The organism is Bradyrhizobium sp. (genome assembly GCF_035484855.1).
Classification (GTDB): Bacteria; Pseudomonadota; Alphaproteobacteria; order Rhizobiales; family Xanthobacteraceae; genus Bradyrhizobium.
Genome location: NZ_DATHOP010000025.1, coordinates 63,650 through 89,866, shown reverse-complemented (window position 1 = coordinate 89,866; position 26,217 = coordinate 63,650). Strand labels below are relative to the sequence as shown.

Below are 26,217 nucleotides of genomic sequence, written 5' to 3'. Positions count from 1 at the left end.
AGACCCAGGCGAAACGGCAACGCCCCGACCCCAACCGGTCGCGGCGGACAAGCGTTTTCGCTCCCTTCGTCTATCGGTTAGGACGCCACCCTTTCACGGTGGAGAGAGCGGTTCGATTCCGCTAGGGAGCGCCATATTGCTACTGCCGACTCAAGTACCTCAGCAAGAGCGCGGCTAATCGATCACCTCGTCAGCGGCGGCGAGCAGCGACGGCGGCACGTCAAGCCCGAGCGACCCGGCGGTTTTCCGGTTGACCACCAATTCGAACTTGACCGGCGCCTGGACCGGAAGCTCGCTCGGTTTTGCACCCTTGAGAATGCGATCGGCATACGCCGCCGCACGCCGGTATTCGTCGACAATGTAAGGACCGTAGGAGATCAGGCCGCCGAGTTCGGTAAACGAGCGGGACCAGTAAACGGCAGGAACACGGTGGCGGGCCGCCACCGCGATGATCTCCGCGCGATGCGGGATCGTGAAGGCGTCCGGTATCACGACGAGGCCGCTGTTTGCCTCGCGTGCCTCCGTGGCAATAAGGGATTCGAGGTCCGGCATGTCGTTGACGGGACCGATAATCGCCTCCGCGCCGATCGCGGCCGCGGCGGATTTGAACGGGCCCACAAAACCTTCGATGAAAGTCGCCGTCGGCGGATTGAACAATAACACGACCCGGGCAAGCCGCGGCACCATCTCCTTGAGCAGCTCGACCCATTTGCCGCCGAGCGATCGTACGAGAGGGGAGAAACCGGTGGCGTTGCCGCCCGGCCGCGGCAGGCTCGCAACAAAACCGCTGCCGACGGGATCGGCGACGATCACAAAGACAATGGGAATGGTGCGGGTCGCTTGCAGCATGGTAGCGGTAGCGGGCGTACTGCTCGTCAGAATGAAGTCGGGCTCGATCGCGACGAGTTCCTTTGCGAATCGTTTCATCGACTCAAGATCAGCTGCCGCCCAGCGAATGTTGATCTCGAGGTTGCGGCCCTCGATCCAGCCGAGCTTGCCAAGCTCCTCTCGAAACGCCGCGACCGAGGATTGCCCTTCCGGGTCGCTCTCGGCGGAGAACGTCAGGATACCGATCCGGCGCACCCTTTCGCTTTGCTGCGCGTGGGCCGCAACCGACCACGCCACGGCGGCACCGCCAAGCAGCCTGGTGAACTCGCGCCGCCTCATGACACTTCCCCTCCTGCCGAGATTCTGAACGCGTTGATGTTACCACATCGGGAGCGACGCCTGTCGTGCATCACAGCAAATCCGGCGGCCGATGTCTCGATTGGGTCAATCGCGTCATTTTGGCTGCGGTCCGGGCTCAACGTTCACCCGCATGGCGGCCACGCGTTCGGCTTGCGATTGTTCGCCGGCTACGACGTTGAGACCGCCCTTAATCGGAATTTTGCCTCATGAATTTCCTTCCGCTAGGGAGCGCCAGCGGCTTTCCCATCACTTTGCGAAGCGGCCTCCCGCGCCGATCTGCGTGACGCTATTGCGGAGTGGTCGGAACGGTAGAATCCCAGGCCGACTGGCCGGCGTGAGCGACAGGCGCTGCCGTTTCCGGGCCAATCGCGATGGCAACGGCGCCGGTCTCGATATGCGGGACGGCTTCGACCAGCTCGCGGGTATAGGCCGTTTGAGGATTATCGAACATGGCGCGGCTTTCGCCCTGCTCGACAATGCGGCCATTCTGCAACACGATCGTCCGATCGCACATCATGCGAACGACGTTGAGGTCGTGGCTGACAAAGAGGAAAGCGAGGTCATCCTCGCGCCTCAGGCGGTCGAGCAGTTGCAGCACCACTGCCTGCACCGAGACATCGAGCGCCGCCGTCGGCTCATCAAGCACCAGCAGGCGCGGCCGGCAAGCGATGGCGCGGGCGATGCCGACGCGGGCCTTCTGGCCGCCCGAGAGTTGATGCGGGAAGCGCGTCAGCAATTCGCTTCCCAGTCCGACTCGCTCTGCGCACTCCTCCACCCGCTGCCGCAGCGCATCGCCCGGGCGCATACCGCCCAGCCGCAGCAGCGGATGCGCGATGCAGTCGAAGGCGGTAAAGCGCGGGTTGAGACTGTCGTTCGGATCCTGAAAGACGATCTGGATATCCTTGCGAAACGGCGACCGGTGGAAGTCGCGCGCCGGGATATGGCCGATCGATTGTCCCTCGAACACGATCTCCCCCTCGCTCGGGTCGATCAACCGGCAGATCATGCGCGAGGTGGTGCTCTTGCCGGAGCCGGATTCGCCGACCAGGCCGACGCTCTCGCCGGCGCCTATCGCCATCGAGAATTCCGCTACCGCGGCCGAGCCCTGATCGAAACGCTTCCCGAGTTTCTGCACCTCAAGCAACGGGGGCGTGCCCGGCGCAGGCGGCGGTCTCGGCGCAACTCTTGTCGCAACGTATCGCCCTCGCTCCTCTTCCGTCACCAGGTCCGCGATACGGGAACTCGCCGTGGGTGAAGCCGCCACAAGGCGCCTGGTGTAGGGGTGCTGCGGCGCGCGGAAGAGAACCCGTGGCTCGGCCTCTTCGACAAGGCGCCCCTGCTCCATCACAACGACGCGGCGACAGTAGCGGGCGGCGAGACCGAGATCATGGGTGATCAGGATGGTCGCCATGCCGCGCTCGGCCGCAATGCCGGTCAGAAGATCCATCACGACCTTTTGGGTCGTGACATCAAGCCCGGTCGTCGGCTCGTCGGCGATCAGCAGCGCCGGATTGCAGGAAATCGCCATCGCGATCATCACGCGCTGGCACATGCCGCCGGAGAGTTCATGCGGATAGGCCGACAAGCGCTTTTCGGGATCGCGAATCTGCACAGCGCGCAAAAGCTCCAGCGCCTCGGCGCGCGCTTCGGCTCGCGAAATTCGCTTGTGGGCCGAGATGGCATCGGCGACCTGATCGCCGACGGCGCGGATCGGATTGAGCGCCGCACGCGGATTCTGGAAAATCATCGCCATCGCGGCCCCATGAAGCGCGCGGAAATCGCTTCCCGATATCCCCGTGATGTCCTGCCCGCGAAACCGGATATGGCCTGCCGTGATCCGCCCGGCCCGATCGAGCAGCCGCGTGATCGCAAAACCGGTGACGGATTTGCCCGAGCCGCTCTCGCCGACGAGGCCAAGCATCTCGCCCTCAGCGAGCGAAAGCGTGACGCCACGCACCGCCTCGACCAGGCCGCGTCGCGTCGAGAAGGTGACGTGCAGGTCGCTCAGTGCCAGCAGCGATTGGGTCATGTTCGCATGCGGGGGTCGAGGATATCGCGGACCCCGTCGCCGAGCAGGTTGAAACACAAGACCGCCAGCATCAGCGCCAGGCCGGGAAAGGCGACCAGCCACCACTTGCCGGTCGAAATGAAGCGCGCTCCCTCCGCAACCATGATGCCCCACTCCGGCGTCGGCGGCTTCACTCCGAGGCCGATAAAGGAAAGTCCGGCGGCATTGAGGATCGCCCAGCCGAGATTGAGCGATATTTGTACCGCCATGGCCGGCAGCACGTTGGGCAGTAGGAAGCGCAGCACCACCGAGACGTGGCTGTCGCCGCAAGCGCGCGCCGCTTCGACCCAGCCGAGATTGCGGCGGACGTTCACTTCGGCCCGCGCGAAGCGGATATAGAACGGCAGATTGATGATGGCGGTTGCGATGACGATGTTCTCGACGCGGTTGCCGAGTGCTGCGACCATCGCCATGGCCAGCACGAAAAGCGGAAACGCCATCAGCACGTCGACGAAGCGACCGACACCGCGATCGAGCTTGCCGCCGGCGTAGCCGCAGAGCGCGCCGATGACGGCGCCGATGGCAAAGGAGATTCCGACCGCCGAGACGGCGATGGCAAGGTCGAGCCTTGCTGCGACGATGAGGCGGCTGAACACGTCGCGGCCGAGTTGATCGGTGCCGGCGATATGTGCAGCGCTCGGCGGCATCAGCGCTTGCGAAACATTCGAGACGATCGGGTCATACGGCACGACCCAGGGCCCCAGGACGGCGACGAGCGTCAGCAGCAGAACGCCGGTGGCGGCAACGGCGGTGAGCGGGTTGCCGCGCAGGATCCAGCCGGCGTGGCGTAGCGTCGCGCCGGTCATCCGATTGTCACCCGCGGATCGGCGATGCCATAGAGAACATCCACGGCCAGATTGACGATCACGAACACGCTCGCCATCAAGAGTACAAAACCCTGCACCGGCGCATAATCGGAAGAAAGCAGTGCGTCGAGCGCATAGGAGGCGACGCCGGGCCAGGAGAACACCTTCTCCACCAGGACATTGGCGCCGAGCATGGTCGAGAACACGATGCCGGCGATGGTGATGACCGGCAGGATGGCGTTGCGCAGCGCATAGGTGACGACGATGCGCCACCCGGGCAGGCCGACGGATCGGGCGGTGCGCACGAAATCGCTGCCAAGCGACACCAGCATCGAGGCGCGGGTGATGCGCGCCAGCGGCGCCACCACGAACAGCGCCATGGTCAGCGCCGGGAGGATCAGTTGCCTGAAGGCGGCCCACCATCCCTCGAAATCGCCGGCTAGCAGGAAGTCGATCAACAGGAAGCCGGTCCGCGACGGCGGCAGCGACGCAAAGATATCGACCCGGCCGGTCGGGTCGGGCGCAAGCCCGAGCAGGTAATAGAAGACATAGATCAGCAGCAAGCCCGACACGAAAGTCGGGACGCAGACGCCGAGCGCGCAGAACAGGCGCACACCGTGATCGATCACGGAACCGGATTTCAGCGCCGCCAGCACACCGAGCGGTACCGCCGACACCAGCGCGATCAGCAATGCGGTGAAGGTGAGTTCGAGCGAGGCCGGCAGCCGCTCTCGCAGGTCTTTCGTGACCAGCTGTCCGGTCATCATCGACCTGCCCAGGTTGCCGCGGCCGACGTCATAGAGGTAAAGCGCCAGTTGTTCCGGCACCGGCTTGTTGAGGCCCATCTGCTTGCGGATGGTCTCGATCTCCTCCTTGCCGGCATTCGGCCCGGAGGCGAAGAATACCGCGGGATCCCCCGGCAGCACCCGCATCAACAGAAAGGTGAACACGAGCACGCCAAACAGCGCCGGCAGCGAGGACAGGAACCGCCTGCCCGCCCGTATCATGGTTGCGCCAAAAGCCGCCATCATGCCGACCGGTTATTTGCGACTGAGATCGCGGTAATCCACCTGACGATGAAACTGATAGGTGTAGCCTTCGATCGAGGGCGCCATCACCGCGTCCTGGCTCGGTTGCCACAGCGGTATCTGCGGCATCTCACTGAAATGGATGGCGTTGAGCTTCCTGCCGTCTTCCTCGTATTTGATCTTGTCAGGTTCGAAACGGGCTTCCTGCGCGATCGCCACCAATTCTGGATCGTCGATCGATGAGTAGTTCCAGCGCTGATTGCCGGTGTAGAAATTGCGGTAGAAATAATCGGTCGAGGGTAGCCAGGCGACGATGCCCTCGGTGAAAAAGGGAAGCTTTTTCTCATTGATCTGCGTCGACATCTGCGCATCCGGCAGCTTCTGGATATCGACCTTGATGCCGATCTTGGCGAGAGATTCCTTGACCAACGCAGCCATCGGTTCGGCGGTCGACGCCTGGCCGACATTGAAGCTGAACGTGGTCGAGAAGCCGTCCGGGAGGCCTGCCGCCTTCAGGTAGTCTTTGGCCTTCTCAAGGTCGAGCTTTACCGGCTGCGGAATCGGATAGGCCCCGCTCGATGGCTTGCCATCCGCCCAGGTCGCCCCGAACAGCGGCGACCCGCGGCTGAAGAGTGCTGCCTTGAACATGTCGTCATAGGGTAGCGCAAAAGCGATGGCACGGCGCACGTTGACGTTGTCGAAGGGCGGAATCTGGTTGTTCATCGAAACGAAGGTGACGGAATTGTATTGTGGCGTCGAGATCACCTTGAGCTTGCCCTTGGCCTCGAGAGACTGGATGTCACTGGCCTGCAGATCGACGACGATATCGGCGTCGCCACGCTCGACCAGGTTGGCGCGGGTCGCCGGCTCCGGCACCGACTGTATGATGATCCGCTTGAAGAACGCTGCCTTGTCGGCGGTACCGCGATTCCAGGCCTCGTTGCGCGTCATGGTCACCTGTTCGCCCGGCTTGAAGGTTTCGATCACATAGGCGCCGCTGCCGGCCATATGTTCCTTCAGCCACGCCGTCGCCCAGGGGTCATCGGCCGTCGCATGTTCCTTGGCGAGTTTGGAGTTGATGATGATGGGATAGACGGTCGCAAGATTCGGCAGGGCAAGCTTGTCCGGCTTCGGCAGCGTCACTTCGAAGGTCAAGGGATCGATCACCCTGAACTGGTCGGCGCTGGTCATCGAACCCGTGAGCAGCTGCGCCTTGCCGAGGACCGGCGCCGTGACCACCCGGTCAAGCGACCATTTGACGTCTTCCGCGGTGACCGGCGTACCGTCCTGGAACTTGGCGTCCTTGCGCAGGTGAAAAATGATCTTCATGCCGTCCGGGCTGACGTCGTAGGTTTCCGCGAGTTCGCCCGTTATCTTGTCGAGATCAAACACCCATTTGCCGTTGAGCTGCTTGCGGCCGAAGGAAACCAGCCGGTCATAGGTGCTGAGACTGACCGCAAAGGATTCGCGGGTGGAACCGGGAATATTCGGATCAAGCGTATTGACGGATGCTCCGGTCACGTAGCGCAGCGTTTCGGCGCGCGTTTGCGCCTGCGCCGATCCGGCAGCCAGTGAAAGCGCGATCGAGACAACCACTGAAAGCAGAGGCTTGGATCCTGTAACGGACATCGATCCTGTTCCCTATTTTGGTTTATTTTCCCAGAACACCAATTCGAAGCAAGGGATATGCCAACCTGCAACGCCGGTAATGCCAATCCCGGCAGGTACGCGCCAACCACCCCAACGCCTGACGATACACCGTTCAATGCCCCTCGCCCATGGCCGGTCTTTGCCACTCGACGACCGCCTGAGGCGCGTCATAGCGAGCGCATCAGCCCAAAGGCCGTCGCGAGGCCCGACTGCCCGGCGCCGACCACAAGTACGTCCAGGGCCGACCCACCATCCAGCGCCTGCCTCGGCACAAGCCACTTCGCATCCGGATGCGCGGTCCCGGCGAGGTCGGCGCAAACCTGGGCTTCGAGAGCTGTAAGGGCGCTGTTCATGCCGCGAGCCAACCGCCATCCACCACCATCACGGTGCCTGTCGTAAAGGAAGACGCATCGCTGGCAAGATAGAGCGCGGCCTCCGCCACCTCGTCGGCGTTGCCAAATCGCCTCATGGCGTGCCGATTGCGGGACGCTTCACGCACCGGTTCAGGGTCCGCGTAACGGGCAAAACTGCGCCGCAGCATCGGCGTGTCGATGGCGCCCGGCGCGATCGTATTGACGCGTATGCCGTCAGTAGCAAAATCGAGCGCCATCGTCTTGCTCAGGCTGACGATCGCGCCCTTGGCGGCGATGTAGGCACTGTTGTTCCTGCCGCCGGCGATCGCCAGTTGCGAAGCGAGCGTGATGATCGAGCCGGAGCCCTGCCGCTGCATCTCGGGCACGGCAGCGCGCGACCAAAGCCATGTGCCGCCGACATTGGTGCGGAACACCGCGTCCCAATCGGCGGGATCGGTCGTCAGCACTGTACCGCCGCAGGAAAAGCCCGCAGCGGTCATCAGCACGTCGAGCCGGCCGCGCCGCGCCATGATATCGCCAACCGCAATTGGCGCGAAACCGGCCGCGCCGACATCGCCGACATGCGCCGACGCTTCACCGTTCGCGCCTTCGATGGCGGCCAGCGTTTGCTGCAACCCCTCGGCATCGCGATCAACCAGCGCAACAAATGCGCCCTCTTGCGCAAACATCAACGCGCTGGCGCGGCCGATGCCGGACGCGGCCCCGGTTACGATCGCCGTCCGCCCTTTCAGTCGCATGTCGGGTCCTCTCGATGCCGTTGCCACCAAGCGTTCAGATCGGCCGCCGAATCGGCGCAGCCGAACCGCGCGCGCCAGCCGAACTCCTGCGCCAGGCGGGAGATCGAAAGCGGCGCACGGTCGACGGGACCATGCAGGTCGACGGTCGGCGCTTCGCCGGCTTCGGCCAGCCGGCAAACGAAGCCTGGATGCAGCGCGGCCAACTCCTGGCCCCATTGCAGCGCCGACCATTCCACGCCGGTTGAAATGTTATAAAGCCGATGCCTGGGCTTTGCGGCCTCGATCAGCAAGGTCACGGCTTCCGCGACATCCGGCCCATAGATCCAGTCCCTGACGCCCGGGCGCGGCAGAACGGCATCGCGCCCCTCTTGCATGGCGGCCAAAATCTGCGCCTGTGCGCTTGGCGTGTCACGCACGTCGTTGGTCCGCTCCCAGGGCCCGAACACGGCGCTCAGCCGCACGCTGATGATCTCATACTGCCAGAGTGCGGCCAGACGGGCCGCAACTTTCTCGGAGGCGAATTTGGTGATGGCGTAAAGCGAAACCGGATCGCAGGCCGTCTCTTCCTCCAGCGGCATGTTCCGGAATGCATTGGTACCATAGGCTGCGCCACTCGACAGGTTGATGATGCGTACAACGCCGTTAGCCCGCGCCGCGGTCAGGATCGGCAACTGGGCCAGCAGGTTCACGCGCAAAATGGTCTCGGGATCGGCCGCATCGCGCTCCGGACCGGCGGTCACCGCGGCGCCGAGAATGATCGCCTGGTAACCCGCGGCGATTACCTGTTCCACGGCCTGGCGATCGGTGACGTCGCCCTGGACGGCGGTCAGTCGATCGACATGGGGAGCAAAAATTTTCCGCGCGGCGGGCGGCAGGGCCGCGCGGTCGAACAATGTGACTGCATGGCCTCGCGCCAGCAGTGTCGTGGCGATATTGAGACCAACGAAACCGGCGCCGCCGAAGATCAAGATTCTCATTTCTCAATCCGAACACATCGTGGCGCTCACAGCAGCCTCGCACCGAAATTCTGTTCCGGATCCATATCCGACACCAGACGTCCGGTTGGTTTCGCCGCCTCGCCTCCGCTACGTGCCAGGAAGCGGCCGGAGCCTGCTTCGACCGAGCGCTTGCCGTCCGCCACGATGACGCGCCCGCGCGATAGCACGGTGACCGGCCAGCCACGCAGCTTGCGGCCGGCGAAAGGGGTGTAGCCGGCGAGATCGTGCATCATGGCGTCGCTCAGCGTGACCTCGCGCTGCGGGTCCCAGATCGCGATATCCGCATCGGCGCCGACGGCGATCGAGCCCTTGCGCGGATGCAGGTTGTAGATCTTTGCCGGCGCGGTCGCGGTCAGTTCGACGAATTTTTCAAGCCCCAGGCGACCCCTGGAAACCATGGCGTCGAACAGCAGCGGCAAACGTACTTCCAGGCCCGGCAGACCGTTCGCGATCTGCTTGAAAGTAGCATTGGGGCCAGCGCGCAATTTGCCGCTTTCGTCGAACCGATACGGCGCGTGATCGGACGAAACGGTCTGCAGATCGCCGAGCGCAAGCGCCTGCCACAGCGCCTCCTGATCGGAGGCCCGGCGCGGCGGCGGGCTGCACATCCATTTGGCGCCTTCGATGCCCGGCCTGTCGAGATCGTCGGCGGCGAGAAAAAGATATTGCGGACAGGTTTCGGCGTAGACCTTCAGGCCCTGCCCGCGCGCGTCGCGGATCACCTTGGCGCCTTCCGCCGTCGACACGTGAAAGATCATGATCGGCTGATCGAGCAGCGCGGCCATGCCGATCAGCCGGTTGAAGGCTTCGGCCTCCGAAATCCGCGCATGACTGATGGCGTGATATTTGGGATCGGTATAGCCGCGCGCGATCAGCCGCTTGACCATCCAGGAGATCATGCCGTGGTTCTCGGCATGGGCACAGAGCAGCGCGCCGCCGTCGCGCGCCGCCAACAGAATGTCGAGCAGCGGTTCGTCCTCGATCTTCAGCCGGTCATAGGTCATGAATATCTTGATCGAGCCATGGCCCTGCCGGATCAGCGCCGGCAGATCCGTCTCCAGGGTCTCCCTGGTCGGATCGGCGATGATCATGTGAAAGGCATAGTCGATGACCGCGCCGCGTCTTGCGAGTGCATGATAGTCCTCGAGCACCTGCGGCAGCTTCATGCCGACATGTTGAGCCGCGAACGAAATCACGGTGGTGGTCCCGCCGAAGGCTGCCGAGACGGTGGCGCTCTCGAACGTATCGGCGTTCATGATGCCTGCGGCCGAAAGCTGCTCGATATGGGCATGGCTGTCGACACCGCCCGGAAGAACCAGCTTGCCGCGCGCATCGATCTCGCGCCGCCCGCCCGGCAGGCCGCGGCCGATGGCGACGATGGTCTCACCGGAAACGGCGACATCGGCCTCAAACGTGTCGCTCACGGTCGCGACACGTCCGCCGCGGATCACGAGGTCATAAGCAGGCTCGGTCATGCCAAACTCCCAACTAAACTACCAAGTCTTGTTGCCCCGCATGGAAGCACAGATAGTGACTTTGCGCTCCATTGCGTTTAGGGAACAGACAGCGGATCATGCGTCACTGGATGGCACGGTGATTGCTTAGTCCGCAGGAAAACCCGATGTCCCGGCCGCGCATTCTCGTCATCAATCCCAATTCCAACCGCCTCGTCACGCAGGGGCTGGAGGACGCCTTGAAGCCGCTCGGCTTTGAGGGCGGACCGGAGATCGTCTGCGAGACGCTGGCGGATGGGCCTTACGGTATCGAGAGCGAGGCCGATGTCGACAGCGTGGCGATGCCGCTGCGCCGCCGCATCGAGAGCGACAACCATTCGGCAGCCTTCGTTATCGCCTGCTACAGTGATCCCGGCCTGCACCTCTGCCGCGAAGGAACGGATCGACCGGTATTCGGCATCGCCGAATGCGGCGTGCTTACGGCGCTGGCGCGCGCGGAAACCTTCGGCGTCATTGCGACCGCGCAGCGCTCGATACGCCGGCATATCCGCTATCTCAGGCAGATGGGGTTGATGGATCGGCTGACCGGGGAGCGGCCGCTCAACATGAGCGTGGCCGAGACCGCGTCGGGCGACGGAACGCTCGCCAAAATGATCGAGGTCGGGCGCACCCTGAAGGAGGAAGATGGCGCCGGCGCCATCGTGATGGGCTGCGCCGGCATGGCGCGTCACCGCAGACCGCTGGAGCAGGCACTCGGTATTCCCGTGATCGACCCGACACAGGCGGCCGTGACCATGGCGCTGGGTACGGTGCAGTTCTCCCATCACTGACTTGCGTCGGACGACTCGCCTGCACCGTTGCGAAAGGACATACCGGACATTCACGTTTCCGGAGGCGGCACCGCGCCGGTGCGGCTGGTGATCAGCCCGTAATGCTCGATGCGGCGGTGGCGGGCGAAGTCGAAGATGGTTTTCTTGGCGAACACGGTGGCGTCGAGATCGCAGGGATGAAGCAAAAGCTCGTCCTGTTCGGTCTTGGCCTCGATGACGATTTCACCGTCGGGATCGACGATCAGGCTGCCGCCGATCAACGGAAAGCCATCCTCAACCCCGGCCTTGGCGACGGCAACCACCCATGTCGAATTCTGGTAGGCGCCGGCCTGCACCGACAGCCGATTGTGGAACAGCCGTTTCTCGGGCCCCTCCTTGCTGTTCTGGGAATTGACCGAGGGCGTGTTGTAGCCGAGCAAAACCATCTCGACGCCTTGCAGGCCCATGACGCGATAGGTCTCCGGCCAGCGGCGGTCGTTGCACACCGCCATGCCAAAGATGCCGCCGAGCGCGCGCCACACATTGAAGCCGAGATCGCCGGGTTCGAAGTAGCGTTTCTCCAGGTGCTGGAAGGCGCGTTCGGTATCGAACTCCGAGTGACCCGGCAGATGAACCTTGCGGTATTTTCCGATGATGCGAGCGGATCTGTCGGTCAGGATGCAGGTGTTGAAATGATGTCCGTCCGGCGTCAGTTCGGCATAACCAAAACTCATGGCCATCTGGTATCTCGCGGCCCGCTCGAACAGAGGCATGGTCGCCGCGTTCGGCATCTCCCGCTCAAACCAGCCATCGACCTCGGCCTGATCCTCCATGTACCAGCGCGGAAAGAATGTGGTGAGGGCCAGTTCCGGATAGATGATCAGGTCGGCGCTCGCCGCTTTTGCTTCATCCATCAGCGCTATCATGCGTTTGGCGACGGCTTCGCGGCTATCGGCCCTCTGGATAGGACCCATCTGGGCGGCGGCGACATTAATGACGCGCATAAACAGCTTCCTGGGTGCTTCCAATGAGGCGAGGTTGCATAAATATAACGCAGCTTGCGGGTTTCGTCCTTCGGAGGACGTCGGCCGACCAGAGTCAGCAGTTAGAGTCTTGGTTCATCCAAAGTCAATTCCGGCGAAGGGCCGCCGTGGCGCAGGTCTGTTCTGCATCTCCGATGCTGGCCCATCGGCGGCCATCGGCAGTTTCCTGATAAGATCAAGACCGTCAATTCGCGCAGGCGACATATCCTGACCCGCGCCGTGCGTCGAATATTCGCCACCGCCGCGAATAAGCACGCCGAAAAAGTTAACGGCCGGGACGGCCCAACGGCAGTCGAATTCGAATCGCGGTTGTGTTCGGCCGCGATTTGGCTATAGTGCCGGGTCCGGCCGCGGCCGCGCTACTAATTTTTATCGTTGGTGATCAGGCCCGTCTGCTTAGGCGGGCCGTCGCCATTTGGGGGTCCATGATGACTCGCTCCAATCGGGTTGACCATATTCGTATCACCTCGCACCCGGCGCCGGGTGCCAAGCTCAACTTCCCGATCCGCTGGGGCGCCGCCAGCGCACGCGAACGCGGGCCGGTGATCGGTACTGTGTCGCGCCCGCAAGATCGCAACGTGATCGGCAGCCATGGCGGCTCTTATTCGGTTTATCGTGCGCTCGCCGTGTCGTCGGGCGCACTCGATCCCATCCGTCGTCCGGATCTCACCAACACCCATCCCGCCGCGACGATCGGGCCGTTTCCGCAATGGGCCGATCCGCAGCGGATCGTTTCGCTCGACCCGTGGGGACATCTCGCCGCGGAAAACTTCGCAGCCGAGATCGCCGAAGGCATCGATATCCGTCCGAGTATCGCCGTTACCCGCGCGCGTCTTGACCTGCCGGAACTGCAGGCGGCGATCGAGGCCGGCCGGCTCAAGCAAGATGGCGAGGTCGTTCACAAGAATGGAAGCATCTCCGTGGTCAAGATCGCGATCGACCCGGTTTGGTACCTGCCGGGCCTGGCGGAGCGTTTCGCAACCACCGAAAACAACCTGCGCCGGCAATTGTTCGAACAGACCGCGGGCATGTTTCCGGAACTGGTGACACGGCCCGATCTGCAGGTCTTTCTGCCGCCGATCGGCGGCACCACGGCCTACCTGTTCGGCGACGTCACCAGGCTGCCGGACCACCGCACCAGGATAACCTGCCGCGTGCATGACGAATGCAACGGCTCCGATGTGTTCGGCTCGGACATCTGCACCTGCCGCCCATATCTGCTTCACGGAATCGAGGAATGCGCGCGCGCGGGACAGACCGGCGGCCTCGGCATCATCATCTACAATCGCAAAGAGGGTCGCGCACTCGGCGAAGTCACAAAATTCCTGGTCTACAACGCACGCAAGCGCCAGGAAGGCGGCGATGCCGCGGCCCAGTATTTCGAGCGTACCGAATGTGTCGCCGGCGTGCAGGATGCCCGATTCCAGCAATTGATGCCGGATGTGGTGCACTGGCTCGGCCTAAAGCGCATCGACCGCTTCGTTTCCATGAGCGACATGAAGCACGATGCGCTGACCAGCCAGGGCATCGAAATCGTCGAACGCGTGCCAATTCCCGACGATCTTGTGCCCGCCGACGCGCATGTGGAAATCGCGGCAAAGAAGGCCGCCGGTTACTACACGCCGGAGCCGCAGCAGGACCCGATCAGCCCGGTTGGCCGCCCGCTCGAAACATAGAGAGCGCGGCAGTGTCCCTTGCAAATCCGGAGACGTCGGCCGCTTTATCACTGTTGAGTGCCAGGGCGGTTCGCGAGCGCGCGCACCGCATGCTCGCGATCGGCCTTGAAGGCAGGCTTCCGAACTTCCGTATCGACCTCGATCGCATGGACTCTGCGGTCGAACTGGTGCTCAAGACAACGCGCAAGGCCTATCCCTCGCTCGATGTGCCGTTTCATTCACGCTGGCGGCATTTTGTGACGAACGGGGACAATCGCTGGGCGACCATGGCTGAGCGGACCAGTTGGCCCGATCGCGCAGCCCGTGCGCGTGCCGAATTCGATCTGGCCATCGTCAGCGTCTTCCTCGACGCCGGCGCCGGTCCATCGTGGCGCTACCGCGATCCGATCACCGGATCAACGGTCGGACGTTCGGAGGGGTTGGGACTGGCGAGCCTTGCGATGTTCGCTGCCGGCGCGTTCTCGGCTGATCCGCATCATCCCTTGCGGGTCGATGCCGGCGTGCTTGCAAATATTTCCGTTGCGAACCTCGAGCACGGCCTGCAGGTCTCGGACGTCAATCCGCTGGTTGGCATTGCAGGCCGCGCCGAACTGTTACGCCGCCTCGGCGCGCTGGTGGCCTCGAAGCCGGACGTGTTCGCCAGCCGCGACACACCGCGCCCCGGCGGCCTGTTCGATCGACTTGCTCTGCTGGCAGATGGCGTGGAGCTACCCGCCCCGACGATTCTGGCCGAACTGCTGCAACAGCTCGGGCCGATCTGGCCATCGCGGCTGACGCTGGGCGGGATCGCGCTCGGCGACTGCTGGAAGCATTCCTCGCTGACGAGCGCGGATGCGACCAGCGGCCTGATGCCGCTGCACAAGCTCTCGCAATGGCTGGCCTATTCGCTGATCGAGCCGCTGCAAACCGCCGGCATCCGCGTGACCGATATCGACGGCCTCACCGGGCTGGCCGAATATCGCAACGGCGGACTGTTCGTCGATACCGGCGTGCTCAGGTTTCGCGATTTTGAAGCTGCGCAGCGGGCGCACGAGGTGGCCTCGTCGCTGGTGGTTGAATGGCGCGCGCTGACGGTAGCGCTGCTCGACGGCCTCGCCGATTCCGTGCGGAAACGGCTTGGGCTCGACGCCACCTCGATGCCGCTGGCGAAAGTTCTCGAGGGCGGGACCTGGGCCGCAGGCCGGTTGCTGGCACGCGAACGCCGCGCTGATGCTTCGCCTCCCGTAAAAGTCATCAGCGACGGCACCGTATTCTAGCAACAGGGATCAGCATCATGGACGGCGTCACGATCGTTAGTCATCCGCTGGTGCAGCACAAGCTGACGCTGCTGCGCAAGAAGGACATTTCGACCAAGTCGTTTCGCGAACTCCTCAAGGAGATCGGGATGCTGCTGTGCTACGAAGTCACCCGTGATCTGCCGCTCGCAGATATCGAAATCGAAACCCCGCTCGCGCACATGAAGTCGCCGCAGATCGCGGGCAAGAAACTCGTGTTCGCGCCGGTGCTTCGTGCCGGCGTGACCTTTGCGGAAGGCATGCTCGATCTGGTCCCGACCGCACGGATCGCCCATATCGGTCTTTACCGCGAACCGGAAACCTTCGTTGCCGTGGAATATTTCTTCAAGGCGCCGAGCGATCTGCACGAGCGTCTGGTGATTGTAATCTCCCCGGTGCTGGCAACGGCGAACTCCGCCGTCGCCGCGGTCGACCGGCTGAAGGAGCGCGGCGCGAACGACATTCGACTGGTATGCCTGATCGGCGCACCGGAAGGTGTCGAGCGCATGCGTGGCATTCACCCGGACGTTCCGATCTGGCTCGCGGCGATCGACAAAGGGTTGGACGAAAACGCCTACATTTTGCCAGGTCTCGGCGACGCCGGCGACCGTGCCTATGGCACCAGGTAGCCTGACGCTTGGCAGTCGCAGAACGCCCTATCGACCGCTGCAGTCGGCGGAACCCCCTTTCGATACGAGATTTGCAGGCGCGGGCACCGACAAAATCCAGCAGCAACCCGGCTGCTCAAACATTCGTAATATCGTGAACTGGCGCGGCAAGGGCCGCAATCTCATTCAGGCGTTTAAGCAGGCGTGGGCCTGTATTCCGAGGCAAGTCAATGGCTGACATCTCCGAGTTTTCGATAGTCACCTACGAGCGAAAACCAGGGCGCTGGCGCGCGGCCATTACCCCGACGGGTGGCGGAATGGGCGTCGGGGTCGATAAGGTGCGTAGCGTCGTGACGCCAGATGACTACGCGTCCGAGTCAGAAGCTCAGCTTGCAGCCCAGAAATTCATCAAACTGGCTTGATGCATACAAGGCACTTTGGCCGCCTACATAATACTCTTGAGCAACTCGATGGCTTGAGCTTCAATAGCACGTCAGGTCCTTGGCGAGCCACCTAGCTCCTTTAGCCGTTTGCCATCTTTCCTGCACATCCCTGTCGGTTGCAACCGGCAGGGATTTGCTTTTGGAGCGACGGCGCACATTCTCGTGTCATCCAATAACAGCAGCGTCGCTCATGTCGCGCTGCGACGCGCCACTCCGCAGCGTATTGGAAAGAACGTCAGCGCCGCCCGTCACGGTTATTCCGCGTTGTGCCAATTCCTTCTCGCCCACGCGATGACCCGGCCCAACGTGATTGCCTTCAAAAACCTTGCCGAGTAACGGCGCTTGCGCGTCATGAACTAATACCGATTGAAGCAAATCATGACGCGATCGTTCTCAGGCGCGAGCGGTACTACCAATTGCGCCATTCCATTGGTGCGAATAAGTTTGCTTGTATGCAAATGAATAATCCACCTTGATCCCGGCATCAAGGCGCGCGCAAAATGCCCTCGGCACGAAGACGCCGAACGAGAAGGAAGATCCATGGCTCACGATGAACCGCAGGCCGCCGGCGCGACCAGGCTGGTAATCCGCAATATCGGCCTGCTGTTGAGCGGTGCGCTGGAGAAGCCGATCCTCGACGCCGACACGATCGTGACCGAGAACGGCAAGATCAGGGCCATCGGCCGCGCCAAGGATGTCGACGCCGAGGGCGCGACGACTATTGTCGACGCCAACGGCACCACCGTCACACCGGGCCTGATCGACAGCCATGTGCATCCCGTCGCGGGCGACTGGACGCCGCGGCAAAACCAGATCGGCTGGATCGACAGCTATCTGCACGGCGGCGTCACCACCATGATCTCCGCGGGCGAGGTCCATATGCCCGGTCGCCCGCGCGACGTCGTCGGCCTCAAGGCGATGGCCGTTTTTGCACAGCGCGCTTTCTGGACGCTGCGCCCCGGCGGCGTGAAGGTTCATGCCGGCGCGCCCGTCATCGAAACCGAAATGGTCGAGGAAGACTTCAAGGAACTCGCCGCGGCCGGCGTCAAGCTGCTCGGCGAGGTCGGCCTCGGCGGTGTCAAGGATGGTCCCACCGCCCGCAAGATGGTGGGATGGGCGCGCAAATACGGCATCCAGAGCACGATCCACACCGGTGGCCCGTCGATCCCCGGCTCCGGCCTGATCGACAAGGACGTGGTACTGGAGGCCGATACCGACGTGATCGGCCACATCAACGGCGGTCACACCGCCCTGCCCGACGACCAGATCCGCTGCATCTGCGAGGGCTGCAAGCGTGGCCTTGAACTCGTCCACAACGGCAATGAGCGTTCAGCGCTCTATACGCTGCGGATCGCGCGCGAAATGGGCGACCTCAATCGCGTCATCCTCGGCACTGATGCGCCGGCGGGTTCCGGCGTGCAGCCGCTCGGGATCTTGCGCATGGTGTCGCTGTTGTCGTCGCTCGGCGAGGTGCCGGCTGAAATCGCGTTCTGCTTCGCGACCGGCAATACCGCCAGGATGCGGGCGCTGGACTGCGGCCTCATCGAGGTCGGGCGCTCGGCCGACTTCGTCATCATGGACAGGGCGCAGCATTCCGCCGGCAACACCATCCTCGACAGCGTACGACTCGGCGACCTCCCGGGCATCGGCATGACCATCATCGACGGCATCGTACGTACGCAACGAAGCCGCAACACGCCCCCGGCAACCAAAGTGCCGATGGTGGTCGGGCATTAGGTCCGGCAGATCACCGCAACTTGCTCAGCAGCGCGACCAGCGTCTCGCGCTCCCGCGCATCGAGCGGCGCGAGCGTTTCCTTCGTGATCGCGTGCGCATTCGGAATGGCCTTTTCCGCCAGCTGCCGACCCGCGCGCGTCAGACTAACGAGCAGGCGGCGGCCGTCTTCGGGATCGGGGCCGGTCTCGGTCAGCCCGCGGGCGGTAAGCCGGTCGATAACGCCCTTGATGGTGGCGACATCCATCGCGGTCAGCCGGCCGAGCTGGTTCTGCGAGCAAGGCCCGGTCTCGGTAAGTTTTGCCAAAGCCGCCCATTGCGTCGGCGTCAGGTTGATGCCGATTTCCCGCGCGAAGATGGTGGCGTGACGCTGCCACACCTGGCGCAGGATGAAGCCGATCTGCTCCTCCAGGAAATAGGCCGGCCGCGAAGGCTTGACGCTTCGCCTGGCCGAAACAGCTCTGGTCATTTGCGTCCCCCGCCCCTGTTTCCTGGCGCCGATATCACAGCGCCAAATGCGCGTCGCGAATGTCCGGACGCGCGTCAAGCTCGCTCATGGTGCCGCTGAAGCAGATGCGGCCGCGCTCGATGATATAGGCACGGTCGCAAATCAGCCTCGCGAAATGCAAATTCTGTTCGGAGACGATCATGCTGACGCCTTCCTTCTTCATGGTCAGGATCGCGTCGACCATCTGCTCCACGATCTTGGGCGACAATCCTTCCGACGGCTCGTCGAGCAGCACCAGCGAAGGGTTGCCCATCAAAGTCCGGGCGATCGTCAGCATCTGTTGTTCGCCCCCGCTCATGCGTCCGCCGGCGCGGCCGCGCATCTCGCCAAGGTTCGGGAACAGGGCAAACAATTTCTCCCTGGTCCAGTGCGGCGTATTCGGCCGGATCGGCTGACGGCCGACCGCCAGATTTTCGTCGACCGTCAAGTCCGTAAAGATGCGGCGTTCCTCCGGCACGTAGCCGAGGCCACGGCTTGCGATCACATGGGTCGGCTGATCCGAGACATCCTTGCCTTCGAAGACGATCCGGCCGGTGCGCTGCTCGACCAGGCCGACGATGGAACGAAAGGTGGTGGACTTGCCGGCGCCGTTGCGTCCGAGCAGCGCCACCACCTCGCTTTCGCCGACCTCGATCGCAATATCGAACAGGATATGCGCAGGACCGTAATAGCTGTTCAACCCGTCGACGGAGAGCTTCATGCGCCCGCTCCCTCACGGTGGCGGGCGTCGTAAACCAGGCCATCACCGAGATAGATCGCACGCACTTGCGGGTTGCTCCGCACTTGTTCGGGAGACCCCTCCGCGATCAAGCTGCCGCGATTGAGCACCAGGATGCGGTCGGCGTGCTCGAACACCACGTCCATGTCGTGCTCGGTAAAGAGCACGCCGATCGCCTGTTCGCGGGCGATGCCTGCGGTGAGGCGCATCAGCTCGATCCGCTCGCGCGGCGCCATGCCGGCGGTGGGCTCGTCCATCAGCAGCAGCTTTGGCTGATTGGCGAACGCGATGGCGAGCTCAAGCCGCTTGAGATCGCCATAGGCGAGTTCGCCGCATGGCCGCTCGGCATAGCCGCCCATGCCGACGAGCTCCAGCAAGCGACTGGCCTCGTCTCGCGCGAAGCGTGGCGCCGACGTCCAGAGATTGAACGACCGGCTGTGAAACGACAGCAATGCGACCTGGACATTCTCGCGCACCGTCATGGTCGGGAATGTCGCGGTGATCTGGAATGTGCGCCCGACGCCGAGACGCCAGGTTGCCCGCGGCCTCTTGCCGGTGGTGTCCTGACCGAGCAGGTGGATCCGGCCTGAACTTGGCGTGGTCTGGCCGTTGAGCATATCGAAGCACGTGCTCTTGCCGGCGCCATTGGGACCAATCAGCGCCAGGATTTCGCCAGCCTGCAACGCAAAGGACACGCCGCGCACGGCATGGACTCCGCCATAGGATTTGCTCAAGCCTTCGACCGACAACAGTGTGGGCGCGGTGCTCATTCGGCGGTCTCGATCCCTGACGTGACAAGGGCGGAATCAGGGGCTGGCTTGGGCGATCGAGGCCGACGGCGATTTCGGAGCGTCTGCAGCGTCCCGACGATGCCCTTGGGGAAGGCGACCACGATCACAACGATGAACGCGCCGAGCACCAGCTTGGACAGGTCGGTCTGGCTCACCAGCCAGATCGACAACGCCTTGTAGACGATGGCGCCGACGACCGCGCCGGAGACGGTCTCGACGCCGCCGAGCAGCACCATGACCAGCGCATCGACCGAAAGCGAGATGCCGAGATCGTCGGGAAACACGCTGCCCTTGAGATAGGCGAACATCGCGCCGGCGATTCCGGCGAAGGTGCCGGCGATCATGAAGGCGGTCCACTGGATGCGCTTGCCGTCGATGCCGATCGCCTCACCGCGCAGCGGCGAGTCGCGCGTGGCGCGCAGCGCGTAGCCGAAAGGCGAAAATACGATGATGCGAAGCGCCGCGACTGAAAGCGCCGCCACGCCGATCGACAGCCAGTAGAAATGCGATGGGCTCGCCGCCCACTTCTCGGGCCATACGCCCAGGATACCGTTGTCGCCGCCGGTCACCTCCACCCATTGGAACGCAATCGACCAGACGATCTGCGCGAAGGCCAGCGTCAGCATCGCAAAATACACGCCGGACAATTGCACGGCGAAGAACCCGAACAGGATGGCGCCCGCGAGCCCCAGCAGCGGGCCGAGCAACAGGCAAACGATCATCGGCAGGCCGGCGAGCTTGGCGAGCAGCGCAACGCCATAGGCGCCGAGCCCGAAATAGGCAGCATGGCCGAACGAGGCGAGGCCGCCGGCCGACATCAGGAAATGCAGGCTGGCGGCAAAGATCACGAAGATGGCGGTCTCGGAGCCGACGGTGAGCGCGTAATTGCCACCGATCAACGGCAACGCCGCGGCTAGCGCCAGCGCGGCGATCGCCGCCAGGCGCTGATTGGAGCTCAGCGGCCGCCACGGATTTACCGTAAGCCCCGGCGTGCGACGCGCGGCGGCCTCCGGCTTGCCGAACAGACCCCACGGCCGAACGATCAGGACGGCCGCCATCACCAGAAACACCAGGATAATGGAGATCTTCGGAAAGATCAGGATGCCGAAGGCGTTGAGTTCGGAGACCAGTACGGCTGCGACAAAGGCGCCGACGATGCTGCCGAGTCCGCCGATCACCACCACCACGAAGACGTCGACGATGATGCGCAAGTCAAGCGCATGATGCACCGCATCGCGCGGAATCTGCAGCGCGCCGCCGAGCGCCGCCAGGAAGACGCCAAGCGCGAACACGCTGGTGAACAGCCATTTCTGATTGACGCCCAGCGCCGCCACCATGTCGCGGTCCTGTGTCGCGGCGCGCACCAGCACGCCCCAGCGCGTGCGGCGGAACATCAGCCACAGCAAGCCGAGCACCACCGGGCTGAGCACAATCAGGAACAGGTCGTAGCTCGGAACGTTCTGGCCGAAGAAATCGACCGCGCCCTTGAAACCGGGCGCGCGGCGGCCGAGCAGGTCGCTCGGTCCCCAGATCAGCACCACGAGATCCTCGACCATCAGGGTCAGGCCGAAGGTCGCGAGCAGCTGAAACAATTCGGGCGCGTGATAGATCCGTCGCAGCAGCAGCATTTCGACCAGCACGCCGAGTACCGCAACGATCAAGGCGGCGGCGACGATGCCGCCCCAGAATCCGATGGCGCCGGAAAATCGCTCGGTCAGCGTGAACGCCACATAGGCGCCGAGCATGTAGAACGCGCCATGCGCGAAATTGACGATGCGCGTCACGCCGAAAATGATCGACAGCCCGGAGGCCACCAGGAACAGCGACGCGGCGCTGGCAAGACCGGTCAGGAACTGAACGACATAGAATGCCATCGGCGGTCCGGTTCACAATGCTCCTCGGAATGAGGCCCTCTTTCACCTCTCCCCGCGTGCCGGTCGGATCGCGTCAGCGATCCGGGTGAGGGGGACTCTCCACGAGTCGAACTCGTCGAGAGAGCCCCTCACCCCAACCCTCTAAGAGCGAGCTTCGCTCGTCTCGACCGTGAAGAACGGGGAGAGGGAGCGCCTCACTCCTTCGGGCGCATTTTTTCGACTTCGGCGTCGCTCGGCAGATAATCGGCGCCCTTGCGATAGGCGGTGTCGACCATAATGCCCTTGCCGTCCTTCAGCGCGGTCTTGCCGGTGAATGCGCCGAGCGTCGACTGGTGGTCGATCTTGCGGAAGGTGATCTCGCCGAACGGCGACGGCACCGACAACCCTTCCGCCGCGGCGATCAGTTTTTCCGGATCGTCGGAATTGGCCTTGGCGAGGATCGCCGCGGCCGACTTGATCGTCTCGTAGCCGACGATCGAGCCGAGCCTTGGATAGTCGTTGTACTTGGCTTGATAGGCCTTCAGGAACGCATCGTGCTCGGCCGTCTTGATGCTGTACCAGGGATAGCCGGTAACGATCCAGCCCTCCGGCGTCTCTTCCTTCAGCGGATCGAGATATTCCGGTTCGCCGGTGAGGAACGAAACCACCGCACGATCCTTGAACAGACCACGGGTGTTGCCTTCGCGCACGAATTTCACGAGATCGGCGCCGAAGGTGACATTGAGGATCGCCTCCGGATTGGCGGCGGCGAGCGCCTGCACCACCGGACCCGCATCGATCTTGCCGAACGGCGGCCATTGCTCGTCGACCCACTGGATGTCGGGGCGCTTTTCCGACATCAGTTTCTTGAACACGCCAACCGCCGACTGGCCGTATTCGTAATTCGGCGCAATCGTCGCCCAGCGCTTGGCCGGCAGTTTGGCGGCCTCTTCCGCCAGCATCGCGGCCTGCATGTAGTTGGAAGGGCGCAGGCGGAAAGTGTAGCGATTGCCCTTGGACCAGGTGATCGCGTCAGTCAGCGGCTCGGCGGCGAGGAAGAACACCTTTTTCTGATTGGCGAAATCGCTGACGGCAAGGCCGATGTTGGAGAGGAACGTGCCCGCCAGCATCGCCACCTTCTCGCTCGACACCAGTTCGTTGGCGGCGGTCTGCGCGTCGGCCGGCTTGCCGCCGTCATCCTTGGAGATGACGACGAGCTTCTTGCCGTTGATGCCGCCAGCGGCGTTGACTTCCTCGACCGCGAGCTGCCAGCCCTTGCGGTAGGGATCGGTGAAGGCCGGCAACAGCGAATAGCTGTTGATCTCGCCGATCTTGATTTCGCTCTGCGCCATGGCGGCATTCGCCATGCCGCCGAACATGATCGCGAGCCCCGCGCCCAGGAAATATCTGCTCCGTCGCATCCCTTACCTCCGCTGTTAGAAGAAATTACCGTAGACCGTCCTCGCCCTTGACTTCCGCGACCGTCAATCCACCGACCCGTGGCAGCGGCCTGCCGCTGTCGGTGACCGCGACCGCCACCATGATCTCGTTGGCACGCGGCGCGTCGTTGATCTGGACTTCCATGCCGTCGAAATGGCTGCGCACGAAGGCCGCATCCTTATGGCCGAGCGGGATATCCAGCGTGGTACCCGGTCCGCTGCGCTTCTTCGACGACGGGATCAGGGCCGCGCCCTTGCCCAGCACCTTGCGCACCGGCGCGCCCATCTTCGGATGCAGGATCGCGGCGGCATGCTCAAGCTCGCCGTTTTCGCCGACCGCCGCCGCCTTGCCGTAGCTGTGCGCCTTCGCGCCGTCGATGCCGAGCGCGGCAACGGCCTTCTTCGAGAGCAGTTCGCCAAGCTCCTCGCCGATCGCGATCAGGGGCGCAAGGTCCTCGACATACCTGCCGGCGAACGGATTTTCGATCACGGCGATGGCTGCCGCGCGCCGGGTCGGCGGCGCGATCGTCCTGCCCATTTCCATATGGGTTTCTTCGACCACCGTGACGATCTTGCGGATTATCGCGCTCATCGTTTTCCGCCCTGCTTTCGAATTTCCTCAGGCATCCACCGTACTCTCTACTTTGCGAAGCGGCGAGCTTGCGTTCATCGTCTCGACGTCTTTCGCCGCCACGACGATCATCCGGCCATTTAGCCGCAAGGCGGCGCCATCGATCAATCCCGCCGCGAGCCATTTTCGCGCGCAAACCGCGCCAGTCTCCAGCGCTTGCTCGACCTCACTGACGGATATTTCTCCGACGCCGCGTGTCACCAGTCGCGCGCCGAGATCGCTGTCGGGCTGCAGTTCGTGCGCGGGGCGGCGGATGATTGCGGGATGTCCGGGCAAATCGACGGCATTGGCAATGACGGTAGCGGCGGCGTCGGCTTGCGACGCCGTCCGCGCCAGCACGGTGACGGCGTCGGCAATCCCGAGCGAAAAACTGCGGCCATGACGCCCGCTGGTCGCAACCCCTCGCGTGGGATCGCCGGCATGGACGATCATGGTCCGCAGCAGGCCGGATACATCCGGCCGTTCCGCCAAGCCCACGGTGAAATATTCTCCACCGGCCAGATGCAGCGCGATGTCGCCGCCATTATTGACATAAGCACGATCGAGCCGCGACCCGCTCACCATCGCGCCCAAAATCTCTTCTGCGACGGAGCCTGCGACCGCCGCCATCGGCGTGATGAAGCCGTCGGCGGCAAACGGCGCTACCGCCTTATGCATGCGGCGCGCGATCACGCCCAGCAGCCGGCAGCGTACGGGATCGGCCGGCTGGCGCAACAGCGGCAGCTCGGCGCAGAGTTCGTCGAGCAGACCTGTAAAGCGCCACGTTGCGGCATCATGGGCGCGACGCACTTCCGTCTCGCTGCCGCGGGCCTCCACGATCAGGTCGATCGGACCGTCCTGCAGATGAAGCCGCCTGCCGTCCGGGAGCAACCTGATCTGCTGCGCCCGTGTCATGCGCGCGGACCCGATAATGGCGGCTGCGAAAGCGTTTGGCGGATTTCGGTATTGTCCTTCAGCGAGGCTAGCGGACGCACGTGATCCATATGACCGCCCAAGGCGGCATAGTCAGACAGTTTCAGGGTGAACTCGATCGGCGCCACCAGTGCCGGCGTCGGAACATAGCCGAATGCGCCGGCCGGCAATCGCGTGACGTCGACCATGAAGGTGATGCCGCCACCCGGCCAGACATACACCGGCGCGCCGCCTGAGGTGACGCGGGTCAACGCCTCCTTGACGGATCGGGTCAGGCGCACCGGATTGTCGGTGACGCCGGCGCGCAATGAGCCGCCCGCTCCGCCCATGAACAGGACGGTGCACAGGGCGGGCTCGCAGTTCTCCTGGATCCGCTCGACCGATGATTTCAGATCGATCGGCATCTCCTTCTCGATTGGCCGCAAGGCTTCGTCGAGGACATAGTAGGCCGCATGTTCGCCCGTGGTGGAGACCATCAGCATGGTCGTTCCCGGGCGCGCTTTCTTCGCATCGAATGGGCCCAGCACCGAAAGCGGATCGGAGATCTTTGTGCCGCCCCATCCGGTGCCGGGCTCGGCGACCTGGAAGTAGCGGCCGGGCGTCGAGCGCCGGCCCTTCATCTTGATCCCGGTGTCGGGAATATCGAGCAGCTTGCCGGCCTGGTGTTCGCTGAGGACGCCTGTGATGTGGTCATCCACGACCACGACTTCATCAACCTTGCCATGCCACTGCTTGGCGAACATGCCGATAGTCGCCGAGCCGCAACCGACCCGCATGCGCTCCTCGGGCACGCCGTTGACGATCGGTGGATAGCCGGCCTGCACCACTACGGTCGCGCCGCCGTCGACCGTCAGCTCCACCGGCTTGCAGTTGCTGAGATCCATCAGCACGTCGCAAGTGACGCGGCCTTCCTTCTTCGAGCCGCCGGTCAGATGATGGACCCCACCGAGAGACAACATCTGTGAGCCGTATTCGCTGGTGGTGACGTGACCCACCGCTTCGCCCTGCGCACGAACCGTCGCGGTCTCCGGACCGAGATAGCGGTCGGTGTCGATCTTCACCTTGACGCCGCAATAGCTGAAGATGCCCTCGGTCACCACGGTCACCATATCGACGCCGTCGATCTCCGAGGAGACGATGAACGGCGCCGGCTTGTAATCCGGATAGGTGGTGCCGGCACCGATCGCCGTGACGAAAATGCTGGGCTCGTGGACGATCTTGCCGTCCCAGTCGCCGCCGGCCTGGAACGGCACCAGCCGTCCGCCATGCGACACCGTCCGCTCCAGCACGATATGCGGATCGACGCGCACCAGTTGGCCGTCGTAATTGGCATAGCGGTCGCAGGCGCCCGCCGCACCCGGCTTGATGTAGCACATCACCGGGCAGGCATCGCAGCGGATCTTGTCGTCGGCGGCGGTCGGTTCGGTCAGCATGAACGAGCTCACAAGCCAGCATCAAACTGTCGGACGGCAAAA

General features: G+C 63.6%; 23 protein-coding genes, 1 tRNA gene and 1 pseudogene. 7 read left to right on the top strand and 18 right to left on the bottom strand.

What is annotated here, in order from left to right; all coding sequences use genetic code 11:
- Positions 1-59: 59 nt before the first annotated feature.
- Positions 60-134: transfer RNA gene (locus tag VK804_RS02460), tRNA-Glu, on the top strand.
- Positions 135-174: 40 nt separating this feature from the next.
- Here the strand turns inward: VK804_RS02460 and VK804_RS02455 are convergent.
- The 9 genes and pseudogenes from VK804_RS02455 to hydA form a co-directional block, all read right to left on the bottom strand.
- Positions 175-1,167 (bottom strand): ABC transporter substrate-binding protein, encoded by a 993-nt coding sequence (locus VK804_RS02455; protein WP_325367452.1) that lies wholly within the window; start codon positions 1,165-1,167, stop codon positions 175-177.
- A 307-nt stretch (positions 1,168-1,474) separates the two neighbouring features.
- Complete coding sequence (gene nikE / locus VK804_RS02450) at positions 1,475-3,217, bottom strand: ABC transporter ATP-binding protein (RefSeq protein ID WP_325367450.1); 1,743 nt, start codon at positions 3,215-3,217, stop codon at positions 1,475-1,477.
- Positions 3,214-4,062 carry an ABC transporter permease gene (locus VK804_RS02445; protein WP_325367448.1) on the bottom strand — a complete coding sequence of 283 codons (849 nt, stop codon included), beginning with the start codon at positions 4,060-4,062 and terminating at the stop codon, positions 3,214-3,216. Before VK804_RS02445 ends, nikE begins: the two co-directional genes overlap by 4 nt.
- On the bottom strand, positions 4,059-5,090 hold the full coding sequence (locus tag VK804_RS02440) for an ABC transporter permease (protein WP_325367599.1): 1,032 nt from the start codon (positions 5,088-5,090) through the stop codon (positions 4,059-4,061). The genes VK804_RS02445 and VK804_RS02440 overlap by 4 nt, the downstream gene beginning before the upstream one ends.
- A 12-nt stretch (positions 5,091-5,102) precedes the next feature.
- On the bottom strand, positions 5,103-6,719 hold the full coding sequence (locus VK804_RS02435; RefSeq protein ID WP_325367446.1) for an ABC transporter substrate-binding protein: 1,617 nt from the start codon (positions 6,717-6,719) through the stop codon (positions 5,103-5,105).
- A 194-nt stretch (positions 6,720-6,913) separates the two neighbouring features.
- Positions 6,914-7,093 (bottom strand): annotated as a pseudogene (locus tag VK804_RS02430) (NAD(P)/FAD-dependent oxidoreductase); the annotation flags it as partial.
- A complete protein-coding gene (locus VK804_RS02425) occupies positions 7,090-7,851 on the bottom strand; it encodes an SDR family oxidoreductase (protein WP_325367444.1) in 762 nt (253 codons plus the stop codon). The gene VK804_RS02425 and the pseudogene VK804_RS02430, both read right to left, overlap by 4 nt.
- On the bottom strand, positions 7,842-8,828 hold the full coding sequence (locus VK804_RS02420; RefSeq protein WP_325367441.1) for an NAD(P)-dependent oxidoreductase: 987 nt from the start codon (positions 8,826-8,828) through the stop codon (positions 7,842-7,844). Before VK804_RS02420 ends, VK804_RS02425 begins: the two co-directional genes overlap by 10 nt.
- Before the next feature lie 26 nt (positions 8,829-8,854).
- A complete protein-coding gene (hydA, locus tag VK804_RS02415) occupies positions 8,855-10,324 on the bottom strand; it encodes a dihydropyrimidinase (RefSeq protein WP_325367439.1) in 1,470 nt (489 codons plus the stop codon).
- Between the two features lie 146 nt (positions 10,325-10,470).
- Between hydA and VK804_RS02410 the strand changes: the two genes are divergently transcribed.
- Complete coding sequence (locus VK804_RS02410; protein ID WP_325367437.1) at positions 10,471-11,133, top strand: aspartate/glutamate racemase family protein; 663 nt, start codon at positions 10,471-10,473, stop codon at positions 11,131-11,133.
- Between the two features lie 50 nt (positions 11,134-11,183).
- On the opposite strand, the gene VK804_RS02405 is transcribed toward VK804_RS02410, so the two are convergent.
- The gene (locus VK804_RS02405; protein ID WP_325367435.1) at positions 11,184-12,116 is read right to left on the bottom strand and encodes an N-carbamoyl-D-amino-acid hydrolase; all 933 of its coding nucleotides are present in this window, start codon (positions 12,114-12,116) and stop codon (positions 11,184-11,186) included.
- Between the two features lie 467 nt (positions 12,117-12,583).
- Here VK804_RS02405 and VK804_RS02400 point away from each other — a divergent pair, with 467 nt between their 5' ends.
- The 5 genes from VK804_RS02400 to VK804_RS02380 all read left to right on the top strand — a co-directional run bounded on the left by VK804_RS02400 (position 12,584) and on the right by VK804_RS02380 (position 17,893).
- Positions 12,584-13,831, top strand: coding sequence for a GTP cyclohydrolase II (locus tag VK804_RS02400; RefSeq protein WP_325367433.1), 1,248 nt, complete (start codon positions 12,584-12,586; stop codon positions 13,829-13,831).
- Positions 13,832-13,842: 11 nt separating this feature from the next.
- Entirely contained in the window at positions 13,843-15,087 is a 1,245-nt protein-coding gene (locus VK804_RS02395) for a URC4/urg3 family protein (RefSeq protein WP_325367431.1), read from the top strand.
- Between the two features lie 17 nt (positions 15,088-15,104).
- On the top strand, positions 15,105-15,734 hold the full coding sequence (gene upp, locus VK804_RS02390) for a uracil phosphoribosyltransferase (RefSeq protein ID WP_325367429.1): 630 nt from the start codon (positions 15,105-15,107) through the stop codon (positions 15,732-15,734).
- Positions 15,735-15,943: 209 nt separating this feature from the next.
- Positions 15,944-16,135 carry a hypothetical protein gene (locus VK804_RS02385; RefSeq protein WP_325367427.1) on the top strand — a complete coding sequence of 64 codons (192 nt, stop codon included), beginning with the start codon at positions 15,944-15,946 and terminating at the stop codon, positions 16,133-16,135.
- A gap of 561 nt (positions 16,136-16,696) precedes the next feature.
- Positions 16,697-17,893 (top strand): amidohydrolase family protein, encoded by a 1,197-nt coding sequence (locus VK804_RS02380; protein WP_325367425.1) that lies wholly within the window; start codon positions 16,697-16,699, stop codon positions 17,891-17,893.
- 10 nt (positions 17,894-17,903) lie between these two features.
- Here VK804_RS02380 and VK804_RS02375 read toward each other — a convergent pair whose 3' ends face one another.
- The 8 genes from VK804_RS02375 to VK804_RS02340 form a co-directional block, all read right to left on the bottom strand.
- Entirely contained in the window at positions 17,904-18,359 is a 456-nt protein-coding gene (locus VK804_RS02375) for a MarR family transcriptional regulator (protein ID WP_325367423.1), read from the bottom strand.
- 34 nt (positions 18,360-18,393) lie between these two features.
- On the bottom strand, positions 18,394-19,098 hold the full coding sequence (locus VK804_RS02370) for an ABC transporter ATP-binding protein (RefSeq protein ID WP_325367421.1): 705 nt from the start codon (positions 19,096-19,098) through the stop codon (positions 18,394-18,396).
- Positions 19,095-19,886, bottom strand: a complete 792-nt coding sequence (locus VK804_RS02365) for an ABC transporter ATP-binding protein (protein ID WP_325367419.1) — start codon at positions 19,884-19,886, stop codon at positions 19,095-19,097. The genes VK804_RS02370 and VK804_RS02365 overlap by 4 nt, the downstream gene beginning before the upstream one ends.
- A complete protein-coding gene (locus VK804_RS02360) occupies positions 19,883-21,781 on the bottom strand; it encodes an ABC transporter permease (protein WP_325367417.1) in 1,899 nt (632 codons plus the stop codon). Before VK804_RS02360 ends, VK804_RS02365 begins: the two co-directional genes overlap by 4 nt.
- Before the next feature lie 194 nt (positions 21,782-21,975).
- Positions 21,976-23,181 carry an ABC transporter substrate-binding protein gene (locus tag VK804_RS02355; protein ID WP_325367415.1) on the bottom strand — a complete coding sequence of 402 codons (1,206 nt, stop codon included), beginning with the start codon at positions 23,179-23,181 and terminating at the stop codon, positions 21,976-21,978.
- Positions 23,182-23,206: 25 nt separating this feature from the next.
- Positions 23,207-23,791: an amino acid synthesis family protein gene (locus VK804_RS02350; RefSeq protein ID WP_325367413.1), complete on the bottom strand. Its 585-nt coding sequence runs from the start codon at positions 23,789-23,791 to the stop codon at positions 23,207-23,209.
- A gap of 27 nt (positions 23,792-23,818) precedes the next feature.
- Positions 23,819-24,724 (bottom strand): UPF0280 family protein, encoded by a 906-nt coding sequence (locus VK804_RS02345; protein WP_325367411.1) that lies wholly within the window; start codon positions 24,722-24,724, stop codon positions 23,819-23,821.
- A complete protein-coding gene (locus VK804_RS02340; RefSeq protein WP_325367409.1) occupies positions 24,721-26,175 on the bottom strand; it encodes a 6-hydroxynicotinate reductase in 1,455 nt (484 codons plus the stop codon). Before VK804_RS02340 ends, VK804_RS02345 begins: the two co-directional genes overlap by 4 nt.
- Between the last annotated feature and the right edge of the window lie 42 nt (positions 26,176-26,217).

Coding starts and splice junctions, on each gene's coding strand:
- VK804_RS02385 (WP_325367427.1), top strand. CDS start 15,944: ATGGCTGACATCTCCGAGTTTTCGATAGTCACCTACGAGCGAAAACCA.
- VK804_RS02400 (WP_325367433.1), top strand. CDS start 12,584: ATGACTCGCTCCAATCGGGTTGACCATATTCGTATCACCTCGCACCCG.
- VK804_RS02435 (WP_325367446.1), bottom strand. CDS start 6,719: ATGTCCGTTACAGGATCCAAGCCTCTGCTTTCAGTGGTTGTCTCGATC.
- VK804_RS02405 (WP_325367435.1), bottom strand. CDS start 12,116: ATGCGCGTCATTAATGTCGCCGCCGCCCAGATGGGTCCTATCCAGAGG.
- VK804_RS02445 (WP_325367448.1), bottom strand. CDS start 4,062: ATGACCGGCGCGACGCTACGCCACGCCGGCTGGATCCTGCGCGGCAAC.
- VK804_RS02410 (WP_325367437.1), top strand. CDS start 10,471: ATGTCCCGGCCGCGCATTCTCGTCATCAATCCCAATTCCAACCGCCTC.
- VK804_RS02345 (WP_325367411.1), bottom strand. CDS start 24,724: ATGACACGGGCGCAGCAGATCAGGTTGCTCCCGGACGGCAGGCGGCTT.
- VK804_RS02350 (WP_325367413.1), bottom strand. CDS start 23,791: ATGAGCGCGATAATCCGCAAGATCGTCACGGTGGTCGAAGAAACCCAT.
- hydA (WP_325367439.1), bottom strand. CDS start 10,324: ATGACCGAGCCTGCTTATGACCTCGTGATCCGCGGCGGACGTGTCGCG.
- VK804_RS02425 (WP_325367444.1), bottom strand. CDS start 7,851: ATGCGACTGAAAGGGCGGACGGCGATCGTAACCGGGGCCGCGTCCGGC.
- upp (WP_325367429.1), top strand. CDS start 15,105: ATGGACGGCGTCACGATCGTTAGTCATCCGCTGGTGCAGCACAAGCTG.
- VK804_RS02440 (WP_325367599.1), bottom strand. CDS start 5,090: ATGGCGGCTTTTGGCGCAACCATGATACGGGCGGGCAGGCGGTTCCTG.
- VK804_RS02375 (WP_325367423.1), bottom strand. CDS start 18,359: ATGACCAGAGCTGTTTCGGCCAGGCGAAGCGTCAAGCCTTCGCGGCCG.
- VK804_RS02420 (WP_325367441.1), bottom strand. CDS start 8,828: ATGAGAATCTTGATCTTCGGCGGCGCCGGTTTCGTTGGTCTCAATATC.
- VK804_RS02380 (WP_325367425.1), top strand. CDS start 16,697: ATGGCTCACGATGAACCGCAGGCCGCCGGCGCGACCAGGCTGGTAATC.
- nikE (WP_325367450.1), bottom strand. CDS start 3,217: ATGACCCAATCGCTGCTGGCACTGAGCGACCTGCACGTCACCTTCTCG.
- VK804_RS02360 (WP_325367417.1), bottom strand. CDS start 21,781: ATGGCATTCTATGTCGTTCAGTTCCTGACCGGTCTTGCCAGCGCCGCG.
- VK804_RS02365 (WP_325367419.1), bottom strand. CDS start 19,886: ATGAGCACCGCGCCCACACTGTTGTCGGTCGAAGGCTTGAGCAAATCC.
- VK804_RS02340 (WP_325367409.1), bottom strand. CDS start 26,175: ATGCTGACCGAACCGACCGCCGCCGACGACAAGATCCGCTGCGATGCC.
- VK804_RS02370 (WP_325367421.1), bottom strand. CDS start 19,098: ATGAAGCTCTCCGTCGACGGGTTGAACAGCTATTACGGTCCTGCGCAT.
- VK804_RS02355 (WP_325367415.1), bottom strand. CDS start 23,181: ATGCGACGGAGCAGATATTTCCTGGGCGCGGGGCTCGCGATCATGTTC.
- VK804_RS02455 (WP_325367452.1), bottom strand. CDS start 1,167: ATGAGGCGGCGCGAGTTCACCAGGCTGCTTGGCGGTGCCGCCGTGGCG.